Below are 22,310 nucleotides of genomic sequence, written 5' to 3'. Positions count from 1 at the left end.
CTGGGCCGGTGATAATCACATGGAGGGAGTTATGGAACATGTGAAGAGCTACTACGCTGCAACAGTTAATCCTCACGCTCCCTGGCCGCAACTTAACGACAGCATCCAGTGTGATGTTTGTATTATTGGCTGCGGCTTCACCGGCCTGTCATCGGTCCTGTATCTTACTGAAGCGGGTTACGACGTGGTGTCGCTTGAGGCGGCTAAAGAGGGTTTCGGTGCCAGCGGACGGAATGGCGGCCAGGTGGTCAACTCATACAGCCGGGATGTGGATGTTATTGAGCAGCGATACGGTAAAGAGAGTGCTAGCCTGTTAGGCAGCATGATGTTTGAGGGCGCGGCGGTTGTTCGCGATCGGATTGAACGATATGCAATCGGCTGTAATTACCGCCCCGGAGGAATTTTTGCCGCCCTGAATAACCGCCAGTTGCAGCAGCAGCTTAAAGATTAGCGTAAGAGCTGGCAACAGTATGGCAGTAATGAGCAGGAGATCCTCGGCCGGGCCGGAATCAAAAGAGAGATTGCCAGCGATCGCTACGTTAGCGGGCTATGGATCACAGTGGCAGGCATCTCCATCCGCTCAATCTGGCTCTGGGTGAAGCTGAAGCTCTCAGACGCCACGGTGTACGGATTTACGAGCAATCAGAAGTAACCTCTGTGACCTACGTCTATCCGCATCAGGTAGGCACAGTAAAGGGCGATGTCGCGGCAAAACCCGTCATTTTCGCCAGGAACGTCTATCTTGCACCCAGACTGACTCATATTAGTATTCCTTGTGGCTCACAGATTGTCACCAGTGAGCCGCTTTCAGCGGATAAAGCGCTGTCACTTTTACCGAACAATCGCTGCGTGGAAGTCGGTTGGAAGTTTGAAGTAACAGCCCTGAGGCCAGGGCTGTGTGAATTATTGGTAGTGATAATTGATATTGTTACAAAGATAAAGTTTCTTATCTTTCAGCGCGACCAGGCTTACCACTTTTTCGCCAGTTGTTTTCGGCAACAAAAAATGTGTTTCAAATCCGGAACGTCGCAATTGATCATTACCAAAATGCTCAGCAACATCGCTCCTTACCACTGTTCTCGCCCTGGCAAAGTATTCTTTACCTGCAGCATCAGTACCACGAATGAATATCTCATCTGGAGTAGACAAGCCGGAAAGTTTCAAAGCCAGCCAACCATGCATTGAAACTTCACGTTGCTTTTCATCCTGCGAAAAATCTGCACTTTCTATGAATCCCTCACACTGATTTTCTAATGGCATTCCATCATGTTCTACAGCAGAGGATATTTCTCCTACTGATGATTTATTAATCACCACACTTTCTAAAGGAATGTTACTCCATGCAAAATTAAAGTTTTTATCAAAATAATTTGAAGACAAAGAAGTAAACTTTATCTTTTTAACTTTCTCACCCTGGAAAGGGAAGCTGCTTAAAAGAGGTGATGCAACAACTCCATCAGAAGAATTCAAAACATTCAATCGATACTTCTTTTCCTCTCCGTTACTCATAAGATAGTGCACATAGAGTACGTCTCCGCGGTAGATAAGATTTTTAACTCTGGCATACGTACTTAATTTAAAGGCGGGAATAATTTTAACGATTCCATTCTCGTTATCTGGAACATCGATCCACTTATCAAAGGTAGCCTGATGGGAAGTTTCACGAGGTAATTCATATACATGGGATTCATTATTTCGCTCCAACAACATTACAGGCTTATGATTATTATCAATAAAGTTTTTGATTACATGATAATTAAGCATAATAGCCGTCGATGTTAATGGGTCTTCATTAAGGGTATATTTCCCATCAAAAGCATCGAAACTGTTGCAGGTTTCGTCAAAACAGTTCTGTCCGGCATGCCACAATACAAACTGCGGTTTATCCTTACGCTCAAAAAATGTTTTATTTAAATTATCCAGAACAGGAGTCAGCGTCATATAGTTTTGAAACAATGGCCTGTGCTGGTAATTTAATTTATTAGCAAACAAAAACTCATTATTATAAGGATATGCATCAATGCTTTGTGAACCGATAATCTTCATAACATCTGCTGGCAGCAGATATTTATAATATTTTTTCGCCACTCTGTCCATTGGCTTAACATCGAAATCTTCATGAGTATAGAGCGGTGCAGGAATTGAATAACCAGTGACAACCTTAGCACTTGAAATATAAACTAAGCAACATACCGCGCCGACAAAAGCGACACGCCATAATTTTTTATGGTTGAAGCAGGCTATCATTGCCAAAACTGAAACAGGTATAATGAAATAATTAAGATAGTGATCAGCCCTGCCAAATCCCAACTTGATAAAAATAATCATCAATCCATTGAAAGTTAATAATAACGATGGATAATTAAATATTAAAAAAGCATTTATTACTACAAATATTATAAAGAAAGAAAACCAAATATCACGACCCAGCACATTATCATAGGTCATATCCACAGCATTACCAAAGTTAAGCTGTGAATTTATGATAGCGTACTCTTTAATACTTATGACATTATGGAATATAATTAACCCAAAAATTAAATATGAAATGAGTAAAGAAAAAGAAAATAGCAGCGTTGATTTTATATTCCGGTGGTAGATAGCTTTAGATACGAGATAACTACCAAAAGTAGCCGCACCAATCATTCCATAGAGGAACCTGACATAAAATAACATTCCCACAAGCACCCCAAGCATGACTGCAGTTCTGTGGTTAAATGTTTTTTTTGAGATGCATTCAAAATATGCAACCATCAGAAAAGGAAAAAGCAAAAAAATTGGGGGTATAACTATTTTATTGAGGTATAGAAAAAAGATGACTACAAATGGAAGCCAGGCAGAAAAGTAATCTGATAATTTAATCAGATAATACCAAAATACAGTTGCGGCCAGACTCATGAAAGTTAAGGATACCCAGTAAGCAAATTCAGTATACTGAGTAACAGTGCCACCCGTTAACCAATAGAGAGGTCCATAACTGAAAAGAAAATCCTCATTACCATAAAACATCTGGTTCGTCATGTTAATCCACTGCTCTACGCCTTGAATGGAGTTACCATTCAATGGGAATGCATGTAAATATGCGAACAAAACGCTAAAAAGAATGGCAAATAGCTTCAAATCATTTTTAATGAAATCAAATTTAAAGGCTGCCTTCAACATTATTCAATTCCTTTCGGGTTGAACTTACCTAAGCATGCATCAAATAAGGTTTTTAATACCGCATAATTGCCACGGAAGCTGCTAATTTTAGTCGGAACTTCACCTTTAGGATATTTACGTACCGTAGCTAACTCGAGACATTTATACCCTAACTTAGGTGCGCGATAAGACAGATAGGCCAAAAGCTCATAACTCATAAATATATTTCTGAACGGTGCAATCTCAGGATCAAGAAGCATTTTGCTGCTATATGCACGAAACCCCTGCGTGGTATCAGTCCATTTAAAACCAGATGAAAGACTCAGTAATGGAGCATGAATTAAACGAATAGCGAAATGTCGGGATTTAGGCGTATTCTCTGCTACTCCACCGCTAATAAAACGGGATGCCTGTACAAAATCCACGCCCTCTTCCATAGCAGAAATAAAACGTGGTATGGCTTCAGGATCATCTTTGTCATTGCCATCAATGGTAACAATGCCATTATATCCGTGTTCAAGGGCAAACGCATAAGCGCAACGCAACTGTGCACTGAGTTTTCCTGTGCCTGTTTTTAAAAGTAAACCGCTTACACCATTAGATTTCAACTTTTCTAATGCCAGGGATCCATCCTTACTGCCACCATCAATAATAATGATATCGGCATAAGAAGCTACATTCAGTGCAGCCATTCGGCTAAGCAAATTGGTAATGCGATCTCCTTCGTTAATAACAGGAATAACCACACACCAGGGATTCTTTTTTCCTTCCCATAACTGGATATTATAAGTTGGAACTTGCCAGTCAGGTAGGACGTTTTTATTTGTCATTTTTTATATCCCTTATTTCACTTTAACGGTAATCAGAACAACACCTGCGATCACTAAAAATATTCCGGCTGCTGTTGTCCAGTAAAAAGGTTCCCGAAATATCAGAAAAGAAAGCAGTGCTACGCAAGCTACTGCACCAGACGTTAAAATCGGGTGAGCCACATTAAGAGGTAAAAAGGCCAGTGATGCTGCATAGAGTACGAATGCCATGCCATATAACCCTAATCCAAGCCAAAAAGGCCAATTATGTAGCGCAGACATGGGATCGCTCAGCGAGGGGAATTTCCTTGGCGGAATCATAGCCATCTTAATCAATACGCTGGCTGAACCATTGGAGGCTATACCTAGTAACAGGATCAACCACTTCATCTTACTTCTCCGTATTGAGCGACAACGAAAGCCAGCGCTTTTTCAACTGATTCGGTATGTGGTTGTTCTTTAGTTGCTACCATTTCTATGGTGACATAATGCTCATGTAAATATTTATTAATTGTCCGACTAAATTTTGCATGATCTCCCCCTTCTTTCCCGGGAGGAACTAGTCCAGGCTCACTGATATGAACATGACCGATTAACATACTGTATTTGTTGAGAAGTTCTGAGGCATCTTCATTATTAATAGTCATTGCGCCTGTATCTAATTGCATCTTGATCGCAGGGTGATTTACAGCTGCAACAACTTCAGCAGTTTCCACAGAGGTGGTCATGAAGTTTGCACCATAGCAAGTTGGATTGGGTTCAAGACAAATTACAACGGAATGCTGATCTGCTATATCACCCAGACGTCGAAAGAAATCGATAGCGATCGTTTTAACTTCATCATCTTTCAGTTGCTTTTTGTCTCTGTTTTTAGGGGAGCCAAAGACCAATTTCGTTGCGCCAACTCCTGAGGCGATCCGGCAAACTGCGTCCAGATGCTTTAGCATACGCCCCTGAATTTCTTCATTATCAAAAATATTCAATCCCTTAGTGCCAAAAAGCAAAGACTGCATTCCTGTGATAGAAATCCTCTTCTCATTCCACCATCTCCTGACAGCATCAATTTGCTCATCAGTAGCCGTCAGAACATCAGGAAAGTATTTTCCCGGTGCAATATCGATAGCATCTACATGATACTTCTTAAGCAATGCAGCTACCTGGGTGTCTTCTTCGATATCCCAGGCTATATTAGAAATGGATATTTTCATATCTTATGACCGCTTATCTTTAGTTTCTGACTGGGCATAAGCACGAACAGCCATTACAGTTTCTCGCTTGCTGTACTGATAATCTTTTGCCGTTTCAGCGAAAAGGCTGGCATAGAGGCTTTTCATTGCATAATAGCCAGGACTATCAACGACTTCATTTTCAAAATTGAATCCGAAACCATCCTTAGCAATCTCGGCGACAGATACCGGCTCTGCCGTAAGATGGACCAGTTTCAACTGATTTTTAATTGCTATTTCGATGTCATACCAAAGATTAATCATTGGATAAAACTGAAAAACACCACGACTCTCGATTTGTTTAAGATTGTTATCGTTATGAAAATCAAAAATAATATTTTTCCGCAATCCTGGTCCCACTAAACCCGGTAAGCGCACGATAAGAGAGTCGTCAAAATTTTCACTGACAAATTTTTCAAGGTAACGGCGGTGCAAGCCATATGGGTGCAATTCGTGTTCATCCACCAGGCTGTTTTCATCAACGTTTACCGGGATCTTAAAAACATCCACCGTGCTGATCAAGATAAATTTTTTGCACTTAACTGTTTTAAGCTTTTCGATTAAAGAGTTTATTTTGTTCAGATCGTCTACAGGTTCTTTATTAGCTAACCACTTCTGAGCAGGTGCGCCAGCGCAGACAACAATGTCAAAAGTTTCACCACAGATATCTTCAATATTTGTTGAGCGATACAGTGACTGAAAACCACGCTGTTTTAATAACGTCGAACCAACAAAACCAGAAAATCCAATTAGAGCATCCATCTTTCACCTCAAATTCAGTTATCGCGGCCAGTTTGCACCAGATTAGTTTCTGGAGAAATCGAATCACTCAACACATTCACCCGATCTGCATTCAGCATAACGTCGCTATTTCTTTCATAAACAACAGCGTACTCGGATTGATCGCTACTTTCATCCAGAAGTCGTCCTAAATACTCCCCGAAAAAAGCCATCATGATGAACTGTAGGGTGAAAAGCAGTGACATAAAGAGCACCAGTGTTGTCCACCCCTCTACAACATGACCATTCAATAAATGGATTAATACGCTATAGCTGGCGAAAATAAATGCTGCAAGGCTGCCACAGAACCCAATGCCCGACATCCAACGTAGCGGTCGGGAAGAGTTGAACACCATCAAACGCAGTAAACGCCTGACTGATTTCAACATCCCCATCCCCTCAGCTTCATTAAAGGGCGTGTAAGGAAAAGCTCCTGCAGGATAACCTGTTTTCTGGATACGCAAATAAAATTGATGATGGAAACGCCCTACGCGAGTCACTGCATTTACCGCTCTGCGACTCAGACCACGTAATCCGGTGGAATTTGTTGGTAAGTCATACTCTATAGCCCGCAATGTCATATTGACCAGACGACGGATTATTCGATAGGAGAAAGATTTTGGTCGGGTAGTTACCCCAACAACGACATCCTTCCCAGCCCGGCATTGACTCACGACTTCAGGAATGACATTTACAGGATCGGCATAAGGATTCCAGAGTACAACAAAGTCACCTATCGCATTTTCCAGCCCGGCGGCCAGGGCAACATCGATGTAGACTTCAGTGGAAAGATGGATTAACCGTACACTTGGTATGTTTTTCAGGATAAGATCTTCATCTTGTGCATTCGTAGAATTAATGCCTGGAGCAATAATAACCACTTCATAGTCAGTATAATTCTCGTCCAGAATATGATGTACATCAAGCAGTGTTGAATGTATATCCTGTAAACGAGTCTGCACGACAATGACCACTGAAACAAAAGATTCACTTTTCATTGTATTAACTCAATCTAATGACCCGCTCTATTTCTTGAAGAGCATCGTAAATATTGTCTATTTTCCCACCCATGATGCAGTGCAGACCTTGCAACCCATGATTTGCTTTAAACAAGATTGGCCTTGAATCATCTGAGTCACTGCGGGGCAATATCGTTTTCACTTCCCATATTGATTCTTTGTACTGACATTCACTTAAAGAAGGAATATATCGCTGTGCGTCAGCAATCATGTAGCGCCATGCGCTCATTTTCTGAGCTGAGTCATATTTCTCATGAGTGTCTCTGTAGGACTCATTTTTACCATCAGCCCATTGATAATGGGGGGTATACCGAACATGGCTGAAGGAATGCCAGGGGGTTGAAGGGAAAGGCATAACAGAGAAGAAAGGACCGCACATCACGGTAAAACCCATTTTTTTTAAATCATCAGGTACATCGACCAGGCACATCTCTGTCATCTCATGCTTCAGAGGGATCAGTTCAACACCGGAAGCGTTAAGTAAATAGTTAATGCGGGAGTAGGTACAGTTGAAAACATGGTCGGCGTAAATCTCATCTTGTACACCTCCCTTAGTAACTTGCACTGCCAGACCTTTCTCAAGGGGTGCCACCCTCTCGACGACCGCCCCTTTAACTACATTAACCCCGGCAGCCTGTAATCGATCTAACATTATTTCACGCAACTTATGCGAATCAAAAGCATACTCAGTGGTGGTAAAAGCAGCATCGATCATAGCAGGGTTGAGAAGCCGTTGAACTTTTGCTGGTGCTTCCTCACAGTCGGCACCAATGCGGCTACAAAACCGTTTAAACTGGTCAGCACTTACCTTTCCAAGGTGGCTGGAAATTAGATAATATTTCTGAAAATCGCTATCAATACAATCTTTAAACTCAGTGACGAATTGAGGGAAAGATAGCCTGGACCTTAATGCTGTGAGAATGCTTCGGGGGTAATGATATCCATTATGAACCCGGGCCTGATTGACATACGAAGCCCTGGACATCAACTCATCCGCTTTTTCATATAATGTAACGTGGCAACCTTTCAGGGCCAGTTGTTCTGCAACATACAAGCCAAAAAATCCACCGCCTGCAATTACAATCTTGGAATGTGTACTTTTAGCCATCACCGCAAAACCTGCAACTTAAAAGAAGTAAAATTACAACAGGATCTGTTCAGAAAATTCTTACTAATTACTCAATCATACTGCCTGAACTTTGAAAAGAAAACGTAAATAAAGAGAACAGAGTTATTGCTAAGATACCCTTAAGCATGCAACCCATTCAACCTATTGATTTTTTTCTTTTTATCATAAATACCATACAGATTTTAACAATGGCTAATTTTATCAATTCAAGAACATTTTATGATAAAACCTGGCAAAACCCATAGCATAATCAATGGTTAGCAAAAGAACAACTGACCAGAATTTCAGGCCTTAAAATAACATTTTGCCATTAGCATACGTTACTCATTTCAACGGCATCTTCGCCGGGTCAGGATACTGATACTCAAACCCCAGCTCGCTGCAGATCTTACTGCCATCAATAGTCTTACCTTGTCCAGTCCCTTCTTCAGCCCGAAAAACAGGCGCTTCCAGTCCCAGTTGCCGGGCAACAGCGGGATAGAAATCCTGCCGGGCAGGATGCGCGGGCGCACTCAGGTTGTAGATGTGCCCGCCCTTCGGCGTCTGCAGCAGCAGGGTAATGGCTTCGATAACGTCATCCAGATGCACCAGATTAACGCCGTGCTGCCCGTCGGCCAGATTGGTTTTACCCGCCAGAAAGCGGCCCGGATGGCGGTCTGGTCCCACCAGCCCGGAAAGCCGCAGAATATCAACCGAGGTGCCGGGCAGCTGATGCAGCCAGTCTTCCAGCTCCCTCAGCGTTTTGCCCGCATCCGTCACTGGCATAAGCGGGCTGCTCTCCTTCTTCACGCCGGCGCTGCCGCCGTAAACCGACGTTGAGCTGGTGAAGATAATCCTGGGAACAGCATAGGCCAGCGCGGTATCAACGATCTGCTGCACCGCGAGCAGATAGCCCTCTCCCCCTGCGGCGGTGCGGCTGGCGGGCAGCGTAATCACCAGCGCATCAACCTTCATTAACGCATCGAGATCGTCAGCATCACACAGCAGATCGGGCGTCAGCTGCAACAGGTAGCTGTCGATGCCGCACATCCGGGCCGCATCAACGCCGTCCTGCGTTGTTTTACTGCCGGTGACCTGCCAGCCGCGCGCGGTTAATGCCAATCCCAGCGGCATACCTAACCAGCCTAAACCTACTATCGCTACTCTCTTCATCCTGTGACTCCAGAAGTCATCCATATCATTCCTTAAAATTACGCCAGCCCGCGCCCGCTGACAATATTCAGTTGGTGAGCAAATCTTTTCGCCGTTGACAAAAAAGGGTTGCGCGAGGCGTTTATCCTGGTTAGGTTAATGGACACGAAATGAATATACATTCATCCAGGATAATTTATGACACGCGTTCAGTTTACTCACCATCATCACCATCACCCTGACTAGTCTTTCAGGCGATGTGTGCTGGAAGACGTTTAGGATCTTCCAGTGGTGCAGAACGCAAGAGAAGCCCCCGGAAGATCCTCTCCCGGGGGCTTTTTTTATGGGCGTCATCCGGGTAAGAAGAGATGAACTGGCGATAACCGCAGGTAGCAGCAGACAGGATATGAGGATAATTACCGATGTTAGATAACACCCGTTTACGCATAGCTATGCAGAAATCAGGCCGTTTAAGCGATGATTCACGCGAACTGCTTTCCCGCTGCGGCATTAAAATTAACCTTCAGCAGCAGCGGCTGATCGCCTTCGCCGAGAACATGCCCATAGATATCCTGCGCGTACGTGATGACGATATTCCCGGCCTGGTGATGGACGGCGTGGTTGACCTGGGGATCATCGGTGAAAACGTGCTGGAAGAGGAGCTGCTGACCCGCCGTGCGCAGGGTGAAGATCCCCGCTATTTTACCCTGCGTCGCCTTGATTTCGGTGGCTGCCGCCTGTCGCTGGCGATGCCGGTTGACGATGAGTACAGTGGCCCGCAGTGTTTACAAAACTCCCGAATCGCCACCTCCTATCCGCACCTGCTGAAAAAATACCTCGATAAACAGAACGTGGCCTTCAAATCCTGCCTGCTGAATGGCTCAGTAGAAGTGGCCCCGCGCGCCGGACTGGCCGATGCGATCTGCGACCTGGTCTCTACCGGCGCGACGCTGGAGGCCAACGGCCTGCGTGAGGTCGAGGTGATTTACCGTTCCAAAGCCTGCCTGATCCAGCGCGATGGCGAGATGCCCGCCGCGAAGCAGGCGCTAATCGACAAGCTGATGACCCGTATTCAGGGGGTGATTCAGGCGCGTGAATCTAAATACATCATGCTGCATGCGCCGAGCGAGCGCCTGGATGACATTATTTCCCTGCTGCCGGGCGCAGAGCGCCCTACCGTGCTGCCGCTGGCGGGCGATAAGAGCCGCGTGGCCATGCACATGGTCAGCAGCGAAACCCTGTTCTGGGAAACCATGGAAAAACTAAAAGCGCTGGGTGCCAGTTCTATCCTCGTGCTCCCTATTGAGAAGATGATGGAGTAACCATGGCTAATTTCGCGACGCCCATTGACTGGCAGGCCTGTAGCGCGGATGAGCAGCAGACGCTGCTGGCGCGCCCGGCACTCTTTGCCGCAGAAAATATTACTCATACCGTGCGCGAGATCCTCGACCGGGTAAAAGCTCAAGGGGACGAAGCGCTGCGTTTTTACAGCGCGGCCTTCGATAAAACCCAGCCAGATGCACTGCGCGTCTCCGGGGCGGAGATGGATGCCGCAGCCGATCGACTCAGCGATGCGCTCAAACAGGCGATGGCCGTTGCCGTAAGCAATATCGATACCTTCCACCAGGCGCAGATCCTGCCAAAGATAGATATCGAAACCCAACCGGGCGTGCGCTGCCAGCAGGTCACCCGCCCGCTGGCCTCAGTCGGCCTCTATATTCCCGGCGGGTCGGCGCCGCTGTTCTCTACCGTGCTGATGCTGGCCACGCCGGCGCGGATTGCGGGATGTGGGCGCGTGGTGCTCTGTTCACCGCCGCCGATTGCCGATGAAATCCTCTATGCCGCTAAGCTCTGCGGCGTGCAGGAGGTGTTTCAGGTCGGTGGCGCGCAGGCTATCGCCGCCATGGCATTTGGCACCGCCTCCGTGCCCCGGGTGGACAAAATCTTCGGGCCGGGCAATGCTTATGTGACTGAAGCCAAACGGCAGGTCAGCCAGCGGCTGGACGGGGCGACGATTGATATGCCTGCCGGACCGTCAGAGGTGTTGGTGATTGCCGACGAGCAGGCGACGCCGGATTTTGTCGCCTCCGACCTGCTTTCGCAGGCTGAGCACGGGGCGGATTCGCAGGTGATCCTGCTGACGCCCTCACGGCAGATGGCAACAGCGGTGGCGCAGGCGGTCGAAAATCAGCTCGCTGCTCTGCCCCGTGCAGAGACGGCCCGTAAGGCGCTGGAGAGCAGCCGCCTGATTGTCGCCGCTGACCTGGCGCAGTGCGTGGAGATCAGCAATCGCTATGGGCCGGAGCACCTGATTATTCAGACGCGCCAGGCGCGTGAACTGGTAGATAGCATCACCAGCGCCGGATCGGTGTTCCTCGGCGACTGGTCGCCGGAGTCAGCCGGGGACTATGCGTCCGGCACTAACCATGTGCTGCCAACCTATGGCTATACCGCCACCTGCTCCAGCCTGGGCCTGGCAGATTTTCAGAAGCGCATGACGGTGCAGGAGCTGACGCCTCAGGGTTTTTTAAACCTGGCGCCGACCATTGAGATTCTGGCTGCGGCAGAACAGCTGACCGCCCATAAAAATGCCGTTACGCTGCGCGTTGCCGCGCTAAAGGAGAAACAGTGAGCACCTCTATAGAAGAACTTGCCCGAGCGAACGTGCGTGCGCTGACGCCTTATCTTTCCGCGCGACGCCTTGGCGGCAACGGCGACGTCTGGCTAAATGCCAATGAGTACCCGCTGGCGGTGCCTTTTGAGCTCAGCCAGAACACGCTGAACCGCTACCCAGAGTGTCAGCCAAAGCAGGTTATTGAACGTTACGCCCGCTATGCCGGCCTGGCCACGGATCAGGTGCTGGTCTGCCGTGGCGCCGATGAGGGCATTGAGCTGGTGATCCGGGCCTTCTGCGAGCCGGGTCAGGATGCGGTACTCTTCTGCCCACCCACCTATGGGATGTATGCCGTCAGCGCGGAAACCATTGGCGTGGAAGTCCGTACGGTAGAAGCCCGCGAGGACTGGCAGCTAAACCTGCCCGCCATTGCGGAACGGCTGGACGGCGTGAAGGTGATCTACGTTTGCAGCCCGAATAACCCTACCGGCAACCTGGTCAACCCGGACGATCTGCGCCAGCTGCTGGAGATGACGCGGGGCAAAGCGCTGGTCGTCGCTGATGAAGCCTATATTGAATTCTGTCCGTCGGCCTCCGTCGCGGGCTGGCTGAAAGACTACCCGCACCTGGTGGTACTGCGTACGCTGTCAAAAGCGTTCGCGCTGGCCGGGCTGCGCTGCGGCTTTACCCTGGCGAATGCGGAAGTGATTACCCTACTGATGAAGGTGATTGCCCCCTATCCGCTCTCAACCCCGGTAGCCGACATCGCGGCCCAGGCGCTGAGCGAACAGGGCGTGGCGCTGATGAAACAGCACGTAAGCGAACTGGTCGCCACCCGCGAGGAGCTGATCGGCCAGCTGCGCCGCTGTGACTGTGTGGAAGAGGTCTTTACCAGTAATACCAACTACGTACTGGTCCGCTTTACTGCCAGCAGCCAGGCATTTAAAACCCTGTGGGAACAGGGCATTATCCTGCGTGACCAGTCCCGGCAGCCCGGCCTTTCCGGCTGCCTGCGCATTACTATCGGCACCCGTGAGGAGTGCAACCGCGTGATCGCCGCGCTAAGAAATTTACCGGGTACCGCCGCTTCCAGGGAGCAAGCATGAGTCAGAAAGTCCTTTTTATCGATCGTGACGGCACCATTATTTCTGAGCCACCGGAAGATTTTCAGGTGGACCGCATGGACAAGCTGGCCTTTGAGCCGGGCGTCATCCCCGCCCTGCTGGCGCTACAGAGCGCGGGCTTTTCGCTGGTGATGATCACCAACCAGGACGGCCTGGGCAGCGAGAGCTTCCCGCAGGCGGATTTTGACGGCCCGCATAATCTGATGATGCAGGTACTGCGATCGCAGGGCGTGGCGTTTGAAGAAGTCCTGATCTGTCCACACATGCCTGATGAAGGCTGCGACTGCCGCAAACCGAAAACCCGTCTGGTCGCCCCCTGGCTGGAATCGGGTCGGCTCGACGCCGCCAACAGCTATGTCATCGGCGATCGTGCCACCGATATGGAGCTGGCCAGCAATATGTCCATCGGCGGCCTGCTCTACTCCGCCAGCGGCCTCACCTGGCCCGCTATCGCCCAGCAGTTAACCCAGCGCGATCGCCATGCCTGCGTGGAGCGAAATACCAAAGAGACGCAGATTAAGGTGGAAGTCTGGCTGGACCGTGAGGGCAACAGCCGCTTCAACACCGGCGTGGGCTTCTTCGACCACATGCTGGATCAGATTGCGACCCACGGCGGCTTCCGCATGAACGTGGAGGTGAAAGGCGATCTCTATATTGACGATCACCACACGGTTGAGGATACCGGGCTGGCGCTGGGTGAGGCGCTGTTAAAAGCGCTGGGCGACAAGCGCGGCATTGGCCGCTTTGGCTTTGTGCTGCCGATGGACGAATGCCTGGCCCGCTGCGCGCTGGACATCTCCGGGCGTCCGCATCTGGAATACAAGGCCGAATTCAACTATCAGCGCGTGGGCGATTTGAGCACCGAGATGGTGGAGCACTTTTTCCGTTCGCTCTCCTACTCCATGGCCAGCACCCTGCATCTGCGTACCAAAGGTAAGAACGACCATCACCGCGTTGAGAGTCTGTTTAAGGCCTTTGGGCGTACGCTGCGTCAGGCGATCCGCGTTGAAGGCAACACGCTTCCCAGCTCAAAAGGAGTGCTGTAATGAACGTAGTCATTTTGGATACCGGCTGCGCCAATCTCTCCTCGGTAAAATGGGCGCTGGAGCGGCTGGGCTATGAGCCGCAGGTCAGCCGCGAGGCTGATATCGTCCTCCAGGCGGACAAGCTGCTGCTGCCCGGGGTCGGCACCGCCCGCGCGGCCATGGATCAACTGCGCGAGCGTGAGCTGATCGACCTGATTAAGGCCTGCACCCAGCCCGTGCTGGGCATCTGCCTTGGCATGCAGCTGCTGGGTTCACAGAGCGATGAAACCGGCGGCATCACGACGCTTGGCATTATCGACCAGCCGGTTAACCGCATGACCGATCACGGCCTGCCGCTGCCGCATATGGGCTGGAACCAGATCACCGCCCAGGCCGGTAACCATCTTTTCCGCGACATTCCTGAGGGCGCCTATTTCTACTTTGTGCACAGCTATGCCATGCCGGTGAATGCCTGGACTATCGCACAGTGTAGCTACGGCGAAGCCTTCACCGCCGCCGTGCAGAAAGATAACTTCTTCGGCGTGCAGTTCCACCCGGAGCGCTCCGGGGCTGCCGGGGCTCAGCTGCTGAAAAACTTTCTGGAGATGTAACCGGCATGATTATTCCCGCATTAGATTTGATTGAGGGCAAGGTCGTGCGTCTGCATCAGGGCGACTACGGCCAACAGCGCGACTACGGCCGCGATCCCCTGCCGCGCCTGCAGGCATACAAGGCCGAAGGGGCAAGCGTGCTGCACCTGGTGGATCTGACCGGCGCAAAGGATCCCGCCGCACGGCAGATCCCGCTGCTAAAAAAACTGCTGGCGGGCGTCAGCGTACCGGTTCAGGTGGGCGGCGGTATCCGCAGCCGTCGCGACGTTGACGCGCTGCTGGAAGCGGGTGCCACACGCGTTGTGGTCGGCTCAACGGCGATAAAAGAGCCGGAAGCGGTGCAGAGCTGGTTCAAAGAATACGGCGCTGAAGCCATTGTGCTGGCGCTGGACGTGCGCATCGATGCCGATAACCGTAAAGAGGTGGCGATCAGCGGCTGGCAGGAAGCGGCTGGCGTCACGCTTGAAGAGGTGATTGGGCAGTTTGAGGCGGTAGGCCTGAAGCACGTACTGTGCACCGATATCTCCCGCGACGGTACGCTCAGCGGATCGAACGTGGCGCTCTATCGTGAAGTCTCCGCTCGCTATCCGTCGGTTGCCTTCCAGTCTTCCGGCGGTATTGGTTCACTTAACGATATTGCTGCCCTGCGCGGCAGCGGAGCACAGGGCGTCATTGTTGGCCGCGCCCTGCTTGAGAATAAATTCACCGTAACGGAGGCCATTTCATGCTGGCAAAACGGATAATCCCCTGCCTGGACGTGCGAGACGGCCAGGTCGTCAAGGGCGTGCAGTTTCGCAATCATGAAATTATTGGCGATATCGTGCCGCTGGCGCAGCGCTACGCGGCGGAAGGGGCCGATGAGCTGGTCTTCTATGATATTACCGCGTCGTCCGATGGCCGCGTGGTGGATAAAAGCTGGGTCTCTCGCGTAGCGGAAGTCATTGATATCCCGTTTTGCGTGGCGGGCGGCATTAAGACGATTGAAGACGCGGCGCAGATCCTCTCCTTCGGCGCAGACAAGATTTCCATCAACTCCCCGGCGCTGGCCGATCCGGAGCTGATTACCCGCCTGGCAGATCGCTTCGGCGTGCAGTGCATTGTGGTGGGTATTGACACCTGGTTCGACGCAAAGAGCGGGCAGTATCAGGTCAACCAGTATACCGGTGACGAACGCCGTACGCAGGTCACGACCTGGCAGACGCTGGACTGGGTACAGGAAGTACAAAAGCGCGGCGCGGGTGAGATTGTCTTAAATATGATGAATCAGGACGGCGTGCGTAATGGCTACGATCTGGTGCAGCTGAAAAAGGTGCGTGAGGTTTGCAACGTGCCGCTGATCGCCTCTGGCGGGGCGGGCACTATGGAACATTTCCACCAGGCCTTCCGCGATGCCGATGTGGACGGCGCGCTGGCGGCTTCGGTATTCCATAAGCAAATTATCAATATCGCTGAGCTGAAAAAGTTTCTGATTGAAAAAGGTGTGGAGATTCGCGCGTGTTAACTCAACAACAGACAGACCAGCTGGACTGGGTCAAAACCGACGGCATGATGCCGGCCATCGTGCAGCATGCCGTTTCGGGTGAAGTGCTGATGCACGGTTATATGAACCAGGAGGCGCTCAGTAAAACGCTTGAAAGCGGGCAGGTGACCTTCTGGTCGCGCACTAAACAGCGGCTGTGGACCAAGGGGGAAACCTCAGGAAATGTCCTCAACGTGGTCAGTATCACGCCGGACTGCGATAACGACACGCTGCTGCTGCTGGTTAATCCTGTTGGCCCAACCTGCCATCTTGGCACATCCAGCTGCTTCTCCCCCGCGGCATCAGACTGGAGCTTTCTGTATCAGCTTGAACAGCTGCTGGCAGAGCGCAAGCACGCGGATCCCAAAAGCTCCTATACCGCCAGCCTGTATGCCAGCGGCACCAAGCGTATCGCGCAGAAGGTAGGCGAAGAAGGTGTGGAAACGGCGCTGGCGGCTACCGTCAATGACCGTCATGAACTGACCAATGAAGCCTCCGACCTGATTTATCATCTGCTGGTGCTGCTCCAGGATCAGGATTTGGATCTCAGCACGGTCATCAACAACCTGCGCCAGCGTCATAAATAAGCCAGATTTCACCGATAAGGCCGGGCAACCGGCCTTCCACACTGGGGAGAGCGATGAGCACCTTCGAGAAACTTACCGCCCTGCTCGACAGTCAGCAGGCCAGCTACACACTGATGGAGCATGAGCCCACCGGAAAATGTGAAGAGGTGGCAGCCATCCGCGGCACCACCGTCGGTCAGGGCGCCAAGGCGCTGGTTTGTCATATCAAGGGGAACGGCATAAAGCAGTACGTGCTGTCCGTCCTTCCCGCCGATGAGCAGGCAGATTTAAGCAAGGTCGCCAGAGCGGTAGGCGGTCTGCGCGCGTCACTGGCCAGCCCGCCAGAGGTGGATCGTCTGACCGGCTGCGTCTTCGGCGCTATCCCGCCGTTCAGCTTCCACGAGGAGCTGAAACTGGTGGTCGATCCTGCGCTTTTCGAGCGTAACACTGAGATCGCTTTTAATGCCGGACTGCTGGAAAAATCCATGGTGCTTAACGTGCAGGACTACCAGCGCGTTACGTCCTGCGAACGGGCAAACATTATTAAATAGCGATTCACGTACCGCCAACAGGCGGTTAATCTGTTAACTTGCGTAAACTTATTGATAAGAAAGGACTTATGGCAAAATTCTCGCTTTCTACCCGTCTGCGCCAGGCGGCCGCCCTGATGGTTATGACCGGTTGTGCATTCGGCGCTCAGGGTAAAATTGAACAGGTTCGCTTCGCGGTTGACCCGAGCTACCCACCCTTTGAGTCGAAGACGCCACAGGGCAAGCTGGTCGGTTTTGATATCGATCTCGGCAACGCCCTCTGCGAACAGATGCAGGCTAAGTGCGTATGGGTCGAGAATCAGTTTGACGGGATGATCCCGGCGCTGAAGGCGCGGAAGTTTGACGGCATTCTGTCGGATATGGGCATCACCGAAGAGCGCATGAAACAGATCGATTTTAGCGTCCCGCTGTACGATACCCACGTCCAGCTGATTGCCCGTAAAGGCTCCGGTCTGCTCCCTACCGCCGGGTCACTTAAGGGCAAAACCGTTGGCGTGGAGCAGGGAACGATTCAGGAACGCTATGCCCGTGCCAAATGGCAGCCGTATGGCGTCAACGTGGTGCCCTACGGCGACCAGGCTCAGGTAGAGAGCGATCTGGTGTCTGGCCGTCTTGATGCGGTCTTCACCGACGCCGCCCAGGCCGCAATTGGCTTCCTGAAGCGTCCGCAGGGTCAGGATTTTGCGCTGGCCGGCCCGGTGGTTAAGGATCCGCTTATCGGTCCGGGCACTGCCATCGGCCTGCGTAAGGGCGATACTGAATTGAAAACCGCTATAGACAATGCTTATGCAGAAATCCGCAAAAACGGCACCTTCGATACAATCCAGAAGCGCTATTTTGCGACTGATATCTCGGTAAAACAGTAACAGCCTCTGAGCCGCACCTGCGGGCTGCGGCTCTTCACTCCTCTGAAAGCGAATCTACCCATGCAACAGCGCCACCACCCTCTGCTCAGCGCCTCGCTGGGAACCCAGCGTGAAATCATCAGCTACCATTTCGGCAACCCCTCATCCCGCCAGGTCTATATTCAGGCCGCGCTACACGGCGATGAGCTGCCGGGCGTGGCGGTGGCCTGGTATTTAAAACAGAAGCTACTGGCGCTGGAATCCGATGACCGGCTGGCGGCGCAGATAACCCTGGTGCCGGTTGCTAACCCGATAGCCCTCGGACAGCACTGGCATGGCACACACCTGGGACGCTTTGATACCACCTCGGGGCAGGATTTTAATCGCCAGTTTCCGGCGCTCGGCCCCGCCCTTGCCGCCCAGCTGACGCAGCGGCTAACGCAGGATCCTGAACAGAATCGCCTGCTAATCCGCCAGGCGATAGATGACTACTTCAACAGTCACCCTCCGGTCACCGAGCTGGCCTCTCAGCGGCATACGCTAATGCAGATGGCCTGTAAGGCGGACCTGATGATTGATCTGCACTGCGACTGGGAAGCCCTGCCGCATCTCTACACCACGCCACAGGCCTGGCCCGCCATCGAACCGCTGGCGCGCTATATGGGCAGCGAAGTGCAGCTGATCGCCGAGGTATCGGGCGGCGAACCTTTTGATGAAGCCTGCTGCGAACCCTGGCAATATCTGCTGCGCACCCTGGGCGACCGCTTTCCACTGCCCGACGGGCTACTGCCGGTGACGCTGGAGCTGCGGGGCGTCAGAGATGTCAGTCATGTTCAGGCAGAGAAAGACGCCGATGCGATAATCAGCGCCCTGACCCTGGGTGGGTTTATTTATGGTGTAGCACCCGCCCTGCCGGCGCTGCCGCATCCCGCCGTGCCGCTGGCAGGCTGCGAATACATCACGGCGCCCCACTCCGGCGTGATACTTCATCGCTGCAGCCTGGGTGAGTGGATTATGCCGGGCGAGGTGGTCGCCGATATCCTCGACCCGTTAACGGACACGCTTACACCGCTAACCGCCGCATTTGGCGGCAGACTGTATGCACGCAACGGAGGACGGTTCGCCACCGCCGGTATGCTGGTGACCCGTCTGGCAGGGGATGAAGCCTGCCGCGAGGGGGATTTGCTGGTGCCCTGAGGGCTTTGCTAACGCTCGCCTGCCCTTCCCGCTGACCGGCTACAGGCCTTGCCCTGTAGCCCATCTCAGGTCACCTTCTTGATTATTAAATTAACGGCTTACCCAGCAACCCTTCCAGCACCCGTAACGGCGAATGCTGGGGGTTCTGCATCGCATCAACCGGCAGCAGAAAGGTTTGCTCCAGCATAAACTGGCCGCCCATCGCCGCATGCGGCGTTTGGTCTGAGAAGCAGATCCAGCTACTGCCCGTAGGGAAGTCGATTGCCACCTGTGGCCCCTGCTTCTGGTAACCAGTATCAGCCTTCATGGCGTCATGCATTTGTAGCATTAGATGATCGTAGTGGCTGCGACGGCTTTTGGTAATGCCAACAGCGTCTTGCAGCCAGCTGCTCAACGGCGAGTAGGATTTCAGACGTGGTAAGAAGCGTGCGGCCAGCGACGGGAATGTCTCGCCCACCCGCCAGTTACGGCTTTCACCGGCTGGATGAATGTTGGTAAAAATACGCAGGATCCGCTCGCCATAATTGGGGCGGGAAGGAAACGCATCGACGTGCAGACGGCTGTCGTCTTTGCGCCACGAGGTACTTTGCGACCATGCCTTAACCGGATGAACGCGAAGGCTGTTAGTGGGCGTATGCAGCACCTGCTTATATTCGGGAAGAATAGCAGCGATCAGCTGCAAACTGGACTGGTAATGGCGCTTAAGCAGCGCCCGCACGGCCGGTTCCTGCTCAGCGGCGGCAACGCCGGTAAGCTTATCCTTCAAAGGCTGATAGCTAATGTTCTTACGCTTAGGATCAACAATGGCGGGATCCAATAATGCCAGTTCCTGCCCGGTCAGCGCGAATGCCAGCTGTGGCAGATAAATCACTTTGCCCTGTTCCAGCTCGCCAACAACGGATTCGGCGCGCTCGGCCCCCCATCGGGAAAGCGGATGAGTAAGCGTAGCGGTATTAAGAGAGATGCTTGTATCCGACATATCAATGTCCTTGCCAATTATCCCGATGGTTATATTTAACTCATGCTTCCGGGATATTTATTTTTAAAATATGAATTTGATAATGCGGTCAATTCATAAGGTAAAAGGTTGAGGCAAGTATAAGAAGAACGCGGATTCGTAGTTAAACAGAACCTAAACGTAACATTTAGTAGTAATTTAAAACGCACAAAATCATAAAGTAACATTGGGTTAATATTACAGACTGTAATACCGCTTGGCTCTCAAAACTTCTACCGATAACTTATAGCGGGTGCTGTCAGATGATGAGTGAGTCGGACGGTGCGAACAGCTATCTCCTTACAGGACATAATCAGTCCGTCGGGAGAGCGCTACTGCTGAATGGTCGTTTGGGTGGGATACTTGTATGATTCGCAGGATTGACAAGAGGCAGCGAGGAGGAACAAACATTCAATGGGTGACATCTCTCCAGTTTTGCACATGTAAAGTATAAAAAAAAACCACAGTGTTAACTGTGGTTTTGAGAGTGTTAAGCAACTTATTAAATCAATCCAGCCACTCAGTATGGAACACACCGTCTTTATCGATGCGTTTATAGGTATGTGCACCAAAGTAGTCGCGCTGAGCCTGAATCAGGTTAGCTGGCAGTACTGCTGAACGGTAACTGTCGTAATAAGCGATAGCTGCAGAGAAGGTTGGCGTTGGGATACCGTTCTGAACCGCATAGGCCACAACGTCACGCAGCGCCTGCTGGTACTCGTCAGCGATATTTTTGAAGTAAGGTGCCAGCAGCAGGTTGGCGATGTCAGCATTCTCTGCATAAGCATCAGTGATCTTCTGCAGGAACTGTGCGCGAATAATACAGCCTGCGCGGAAGATTTTAGCAATCTCACCGTAGTTAAGATCCCAGTTATTCTCGGTTGACGCTGCTTTCAGCTGGGAGAAGCCCTGTGCATAAGAAACGATTTTACCCAGATAAAGTGCACGACGGACTTTCTCGATAAACTCAGCTTTATCACCCGTAAGGGCTTTAACCGTCGGACCACTCAGTACTTTTGAAGCAGCGACGCGCTGAGTTTTCAGCGAGGAGAGATAGCGGGCAAACACGGACTCAGTAATCAGCGACAGCGGCTCACCAAGATCCAGTGAGCTCTGACTGGTCCACTTACCGGTGCCTTTGTTGGCGGCTTCATCCAGAATCACATCAACCAGGTACTTACCGTCTTCATCTTTTTTGGTGAAGATATCTTTGGTAATGTCGATCAGATAGCTATTCAGCTCGCCTTCATTCCACTGGCTGAAGGTCTTAGCCAAATCTTCATTGCTCAGGTTCAGGGCATTTTTCAGCAGTGAGTAGGCTTCTGCGATAAGCTGCATATCACCATACTCAATGCCATTATGAACCATCTTAACGTAGTGACCCGCACCGTCCGGACCGATATAGGCCACGCAGGCTTCACCTTCCGCGCGAGCAGCAATCTTATCCAGGATAGGGGCAACCAGCTCATAAGCTTCTTTCTGACCGCCAGGCATGATCGATGGGCCTTTCAGCGCCCCTTCTTCCCCACCTGATACGCCGGTACCAATGAAGTTAAAGCCCTGCTCGGACAGCTCGCGGTTACGGCGAATGGTGTCTTTGTAGAAGGTGTTACCGCCGTCGATCAGGATATCGCCTTTATCAAGGTGTGGGGTCAGGGAAGCGATAGTTTTGTCAGTTGCTTCGCCTGCCTGAACCATCAGCAGGATACGACGAGGCTTCTCAAGGGAGTCAACAAACTCTTCGATACTGTAGTATGGAGCCAGCTTTTTACCTTCGTTCTCAGCGATAACTTCATCAGTCTTTTCGCGAGAGCGGTTAAAGATGGATACGGTATAGCCGCGACTTTCAATGTTGAGAGCCAGGTTACGGCCCATAACAGCCATACCTACAACGCCGATCTGTTGCTTGGACATTACATACTCCTGTCATGTAAAAACAATGGCTTATCTTGCCTTCGTTTTATTGCTTGAACTGTCTATCTACCTTAGAGATTATCTATTCTATTGTACATCAGAAATTTAACAT

22 protein-coding genes, 1 pseudogene and 1 other annotated feature are annotated in these 22,310 nt (G+C 51.0%); of the genes and pseudogenes, 13 read left to right on the top strand and 10 right to left on the bottom strand.

From position 1 onward, the window contains the following. Positions 1 to 31: 31 nt before the first annotated feature. Positions 32 to 855, top strand: a pseudogene (locus tag AC4PCC_RS07285) (NAD(P)/FAD-dependent oxidoreductase); the annotation flags it as partial. 48 nt (positions 856 to 903) lie between these two features. Here AC4PCC_RS07285 and AC4PCC_RS07280 read toward each other — a convergent pair. The 8 genes from AC4PCC_RS07280 to AC4PCC_RS07245 all read right to left on the bottom strand — a co-directional run bounded on the left by AC4PCC_RS07280 (position 904) and on the right by AC4PCC_RS07245 (position 9,256). Next, the gene (locus tag AC4PCC_RS07280) at positions 904 to 3,162 is read right to left on the bottom strand and encodes a glycosyltransferase family protein (protein ID WP_492126897.1); all 2,259 of its coding nucleotides are present in this window, start codon (positions 3,160 to 3,162) and stop codon (positions 904 to 906) included. Next, on the bottom strand, positions 3,162 to 3,971 hold the full coding sequence (locus tag AC4PCC_RS07275) for a glycosyltransferase family 2 protein (protein WP_492126896.1): 810 nt from the start codon (positions 3,969 to 3,971) through the stop codon (positions 3,162 to 3,164). The genes AC4PCC_RS07280 and AC4PCC_RS07275 overlap by 1 nt, the downstream gene beginning before the upstream one ends. Positions 3,972 to 3,983: 12 nt before the next feature. Beyond that, complete coding sequence (locus AC4PCC_RS07270; RefSeq protein WP_492126895.1) at positions 3,984 to 4,340, bottom strand: DMT family transporter; 357 nt, start codon at positions 4,338 to 4,340, stop codon at positions 3,984 to 3,986. Next, positions 4,337 to 5,158 carry a sugar phosphate isomerase/epimerase family protein gene (locus tag AC4PCC_RS07265; protein WP_492126894.1) on the bottom strand — a complete coding sequence of 274 codons (822 nt, stop codon included), beginning with the start codon at positions 5,156 to 5,158 and terminating at the stop codon, positions 4,337 to 4,339. Before AC4PCC_RS07265 ends, AC4PCC_RS07270 begins: the two co-directional genes overlap by 4 nt. A 3-nt stretch (positions 5,159 to 5,161) precedes the next feature. Further along, positions 5,162 to 5,938 (bottom strand): NAD-dependent epimerase/dehydratase family protein, encoded by a 777-nt coding sequence (locus AC4PCC_RS07260; RefSeq protein WP_492126893.1) that lies wholly within the window; start codon positions 5,936 to 5,938, stop codon positions 5,162 to 5,164. Between the two features lie 14 nt (positions 5,939 to 5,952). After that, on the bottom strand, positions 5,953 to 6,954 hold the full coding sequence (locus AC4PCC_RS07255; RefSeq protein WP_492126892.1) for a glycosyl transferase family 2: 1,002 nt from the start codon (positions 6,952 to 6,954) through the stop codon (positions 5,953 to 5,955). A gap of 4 nt (positions 6,955 to 6,958) precedes the next feature. Beyond that, entirely contained in the window at positions 6,959 to 8,083 is a 1,125-nt protein-coding gene (locus AC4PCC_RS07250) for an NAD(P)/FAD-dependent oxidoreductase (RefSeq protein WP_492126891.1), read from the bottom strand. A gap of 345 nt (positions 8,084 to 8,428) precedes the next feature. Further along, entirely contained in the window at positions 8,429 to 9,256 is an 828-nt protein-coding gene (locus tag AC4PCC_RS07245; RefSeq protein ID WP_492127466.1) for an SDR family oxidoreductase, read from the bottom strand. A 177-nt stretch (positions 9,257 to 9,433) separates the two neighbouring features. Between AC4PCC_RS07245 and hisL the strand changes: the two genes are divergently transcribed. The 12 genes from hisL to AC4PCC_RS07185 all read left to right on the top strand — a co-directional run bounded on the left by hisL (position 9,434) and on the right by AC4PCC_RS07185 (position 19,287). Then, positions 9,434 to 9,481 carry a his operon leader peptide gene (hisL, locus tag AC4PCC_RS07240; protein WP_156485023.1) on the top strand — a complete coding sequence of 16 codons (48 nt, stop codon included), beginning with the start codon at positions 9,434 to 9,436 and terminating at the stop codon, positions 9,479 to 9,481. Then, positions 9,457 to 9,578: a sequence feature (His leader region), on the top strand. It overlaps the preceding gene by 25 nt. Before the next feature lie 79 nt (positions 9,579 to 9,657). Beyond that, on the top strand, positions 9,658 to 10,557 hold the full coding sequence (hisG, locus tag AC4PCC_RS07235; RefSeq protein ID WP_067708359.1) for an ATP phosphoribosyltransferase: 900 nt from the start codon (positions 9,658 to 9,660) through the stop codon (positions 10,555 to 10,557). 2 nt (positions 10,558 to 10,559) lie between these two features. Continuing rightward, entirely contained in the window at positions 10,560 to 11,867 is a 1,308-nt protein-coding gene (gene hisD / locus AC4PCC_RS07230; protein ID WP_492126890.1) for a histidinol dehydrogenase, read from the top strand. Beyond that, complete coding sequence (gene hisC / locus AC4PCC_RS07225) at positions 11,864 to 12,955, top strand: histidinol-phosphate transaminase (protein ID WP_492126889.1); 1,092 nt, start codon at positions 11,864 to 11,866, stop codon at positions 12,953 to 12,955. The genes hisD and hisC overlap by 4 nt, the downstream gene beginning before the upstream one ends. Then, positions 12,952 to 14,019, top strand: a complete 1,068-nt coding sequence (gene hisB / locus AC4PCC_RS07220; RefSeq protein WP_492126888.1) for a bifunctional histidinol-phosphatase/imidazoleglycerol-phosphate dehydratase HisB — start codon at positions 12,952 to 12,954, stop codon at positions 14,017 to 14,019. The genes hisC and hisB overlap by 4 nt, the downstream gene beginning before the upstream one ends. After that, positions 14,019 to 14,609: an imidazole glycerol phosphate synthase subunit HisH gene (hisH, locus tag AC4PCC_RS07215; RefSeq protein ID WP_067708371.1), complete on the top strand. Its 591-nt coding sequence runs from the start codon at positions 14,019 to 14,021 to the stop codon at positions 14,607 to 14,609. Before hisB ends, hisH begins: the two co-directional genes overlap by 1 nt. A 5-nt stretch (positions 14,610 to 14,614) precedes the next feature. Then, positions 14,615 to 15,352: a 1-(5-phosphoribosyl)-5-[(5-phosphoribosylamino)methylideneamino]imidazole-4-carboxamide isomerase gene (gene hisA / locus AC4PCC_RS07210; RefSeq protein WP_492126887.1), complete on the top strand. Its 738-nt coding sequence runs from the start codon at positions 14,615 to 14,617 to the stop codon at positions 15,350 to 15,352. After that, on the top strand, positions 15,334 to 16,110 hold the full coding sequence (gene hisF / locus AC4PCC_RS07205; RefSeq protein ID WP_067708376.1) for an imidazole glycerol phosphate synthase subunit HisF: 777 nt from the start codon (positions 15,334 to 15,336) through the stop codon (positions 16,108 to 16,110). The genes hisA and hisF overlap by 19 nt, the downstream gene beginning before the upstream one ends. Then, positions 16,104 to 16,715, top strand: a complete 612-nt coding sequence (gene hisIE, locus AC4PCC_RS07200; RefSeq protein WP_067708380.1) for a bifunctional phosphoribosyl-AMP cyclohydrolase/phosphoribosyl-ATP diphosphatase HisIE — start codon at positions 16,104 to 16,106, stop codon at positions 16,713 to 16,715. The genes hisF and hisIE overlap by 7 nt, the downstream gene beginning before the upstream one ends. Before the next feature lie 53 nt (positions 16,716 to 16,768). Beyond that, positions 16,769 to 17,245 carry a YbaK/prolyl-tRNA synthetase associated domain-containing protein gene (locus AC4PCC_RS07195; RefSeq protein ID WP_492126886.1) on the top strand — a complete coding sequence of 159 codons (477 nt, stop codon included), beginning with the start codon at positions 16,769 to 16,771 and terminating at the stop codon, positions 17,243 to 17,245. A 68-nt stretch (positions 17,246 to 17,313) separates the two neighbouring features. After that, positions 17,314 to 18,111 (top strand): ABC transporter substrate-binding protein, encoded by a 798-nt coding sequence (locus AC4PCC_RS07190; RefSeq protein ID WP_492126885.1) that lies wholly within the window; start codon positions 17,314 to 17,316, stop codon positions 18,109 to 18,111. Positions 18,112 to 18,171: 60 nt separating this feature from the next. Next, positions 18,172 to 19,287 carry a succinylglutamate desuccinylase/aspartoacylase family protein gene (locus AC4PCC_RS07185; RefSeq protein ID WP_492126884.1) on the top strand — a complete coding sequence of 372 codons (1,116 nt, stop codon included), beginning with the start codon at positions 18,172 to 18,174 and terminating at the stop codon, positions 19,285 to 19,287. Between the two features lie 85 nt (positions 19,288 to 19,372). Here AC4PCC_RS07185 and kdoO read toward each other — a convergent pair whose 3' ends face one another. Next, positions 19,373 to 20,266, bottom strand: a complete 894-nt coding sequence (gene kdoO, locus AC4PCC_RS07180; RefSeq protein WP_492126883.1) for a Kdo hydroxylase KdoO — start codon at positions 20,264 to 20,266, stop codon at positions 19,373 to 19,375. 525 nt (positions 20,267 to 20,791) lie between these two features. Then, positions 20,792 to 22,198 (bottom strand): NADP-dependent phosphogluconate dehydrogenase, encoded by a 1,407-nt coding sequence (gnd, locus tag AC4PCC_RS07175; RefSeq protein ID WP_345828187.1) that lies wholly within the window; start codon positions 22,196 to 22,198, stop codon positions 20,792 to 20,794. Positions 22,199 to 22,310: the final 112 nt, after the last annotated feature.

It is taken from the genome of Erwinia sp. L03-1 (assembly GCF_058686115.1).
This window is presented reverse-complemented; position numbering and strand designations above follow the sequence as displayed.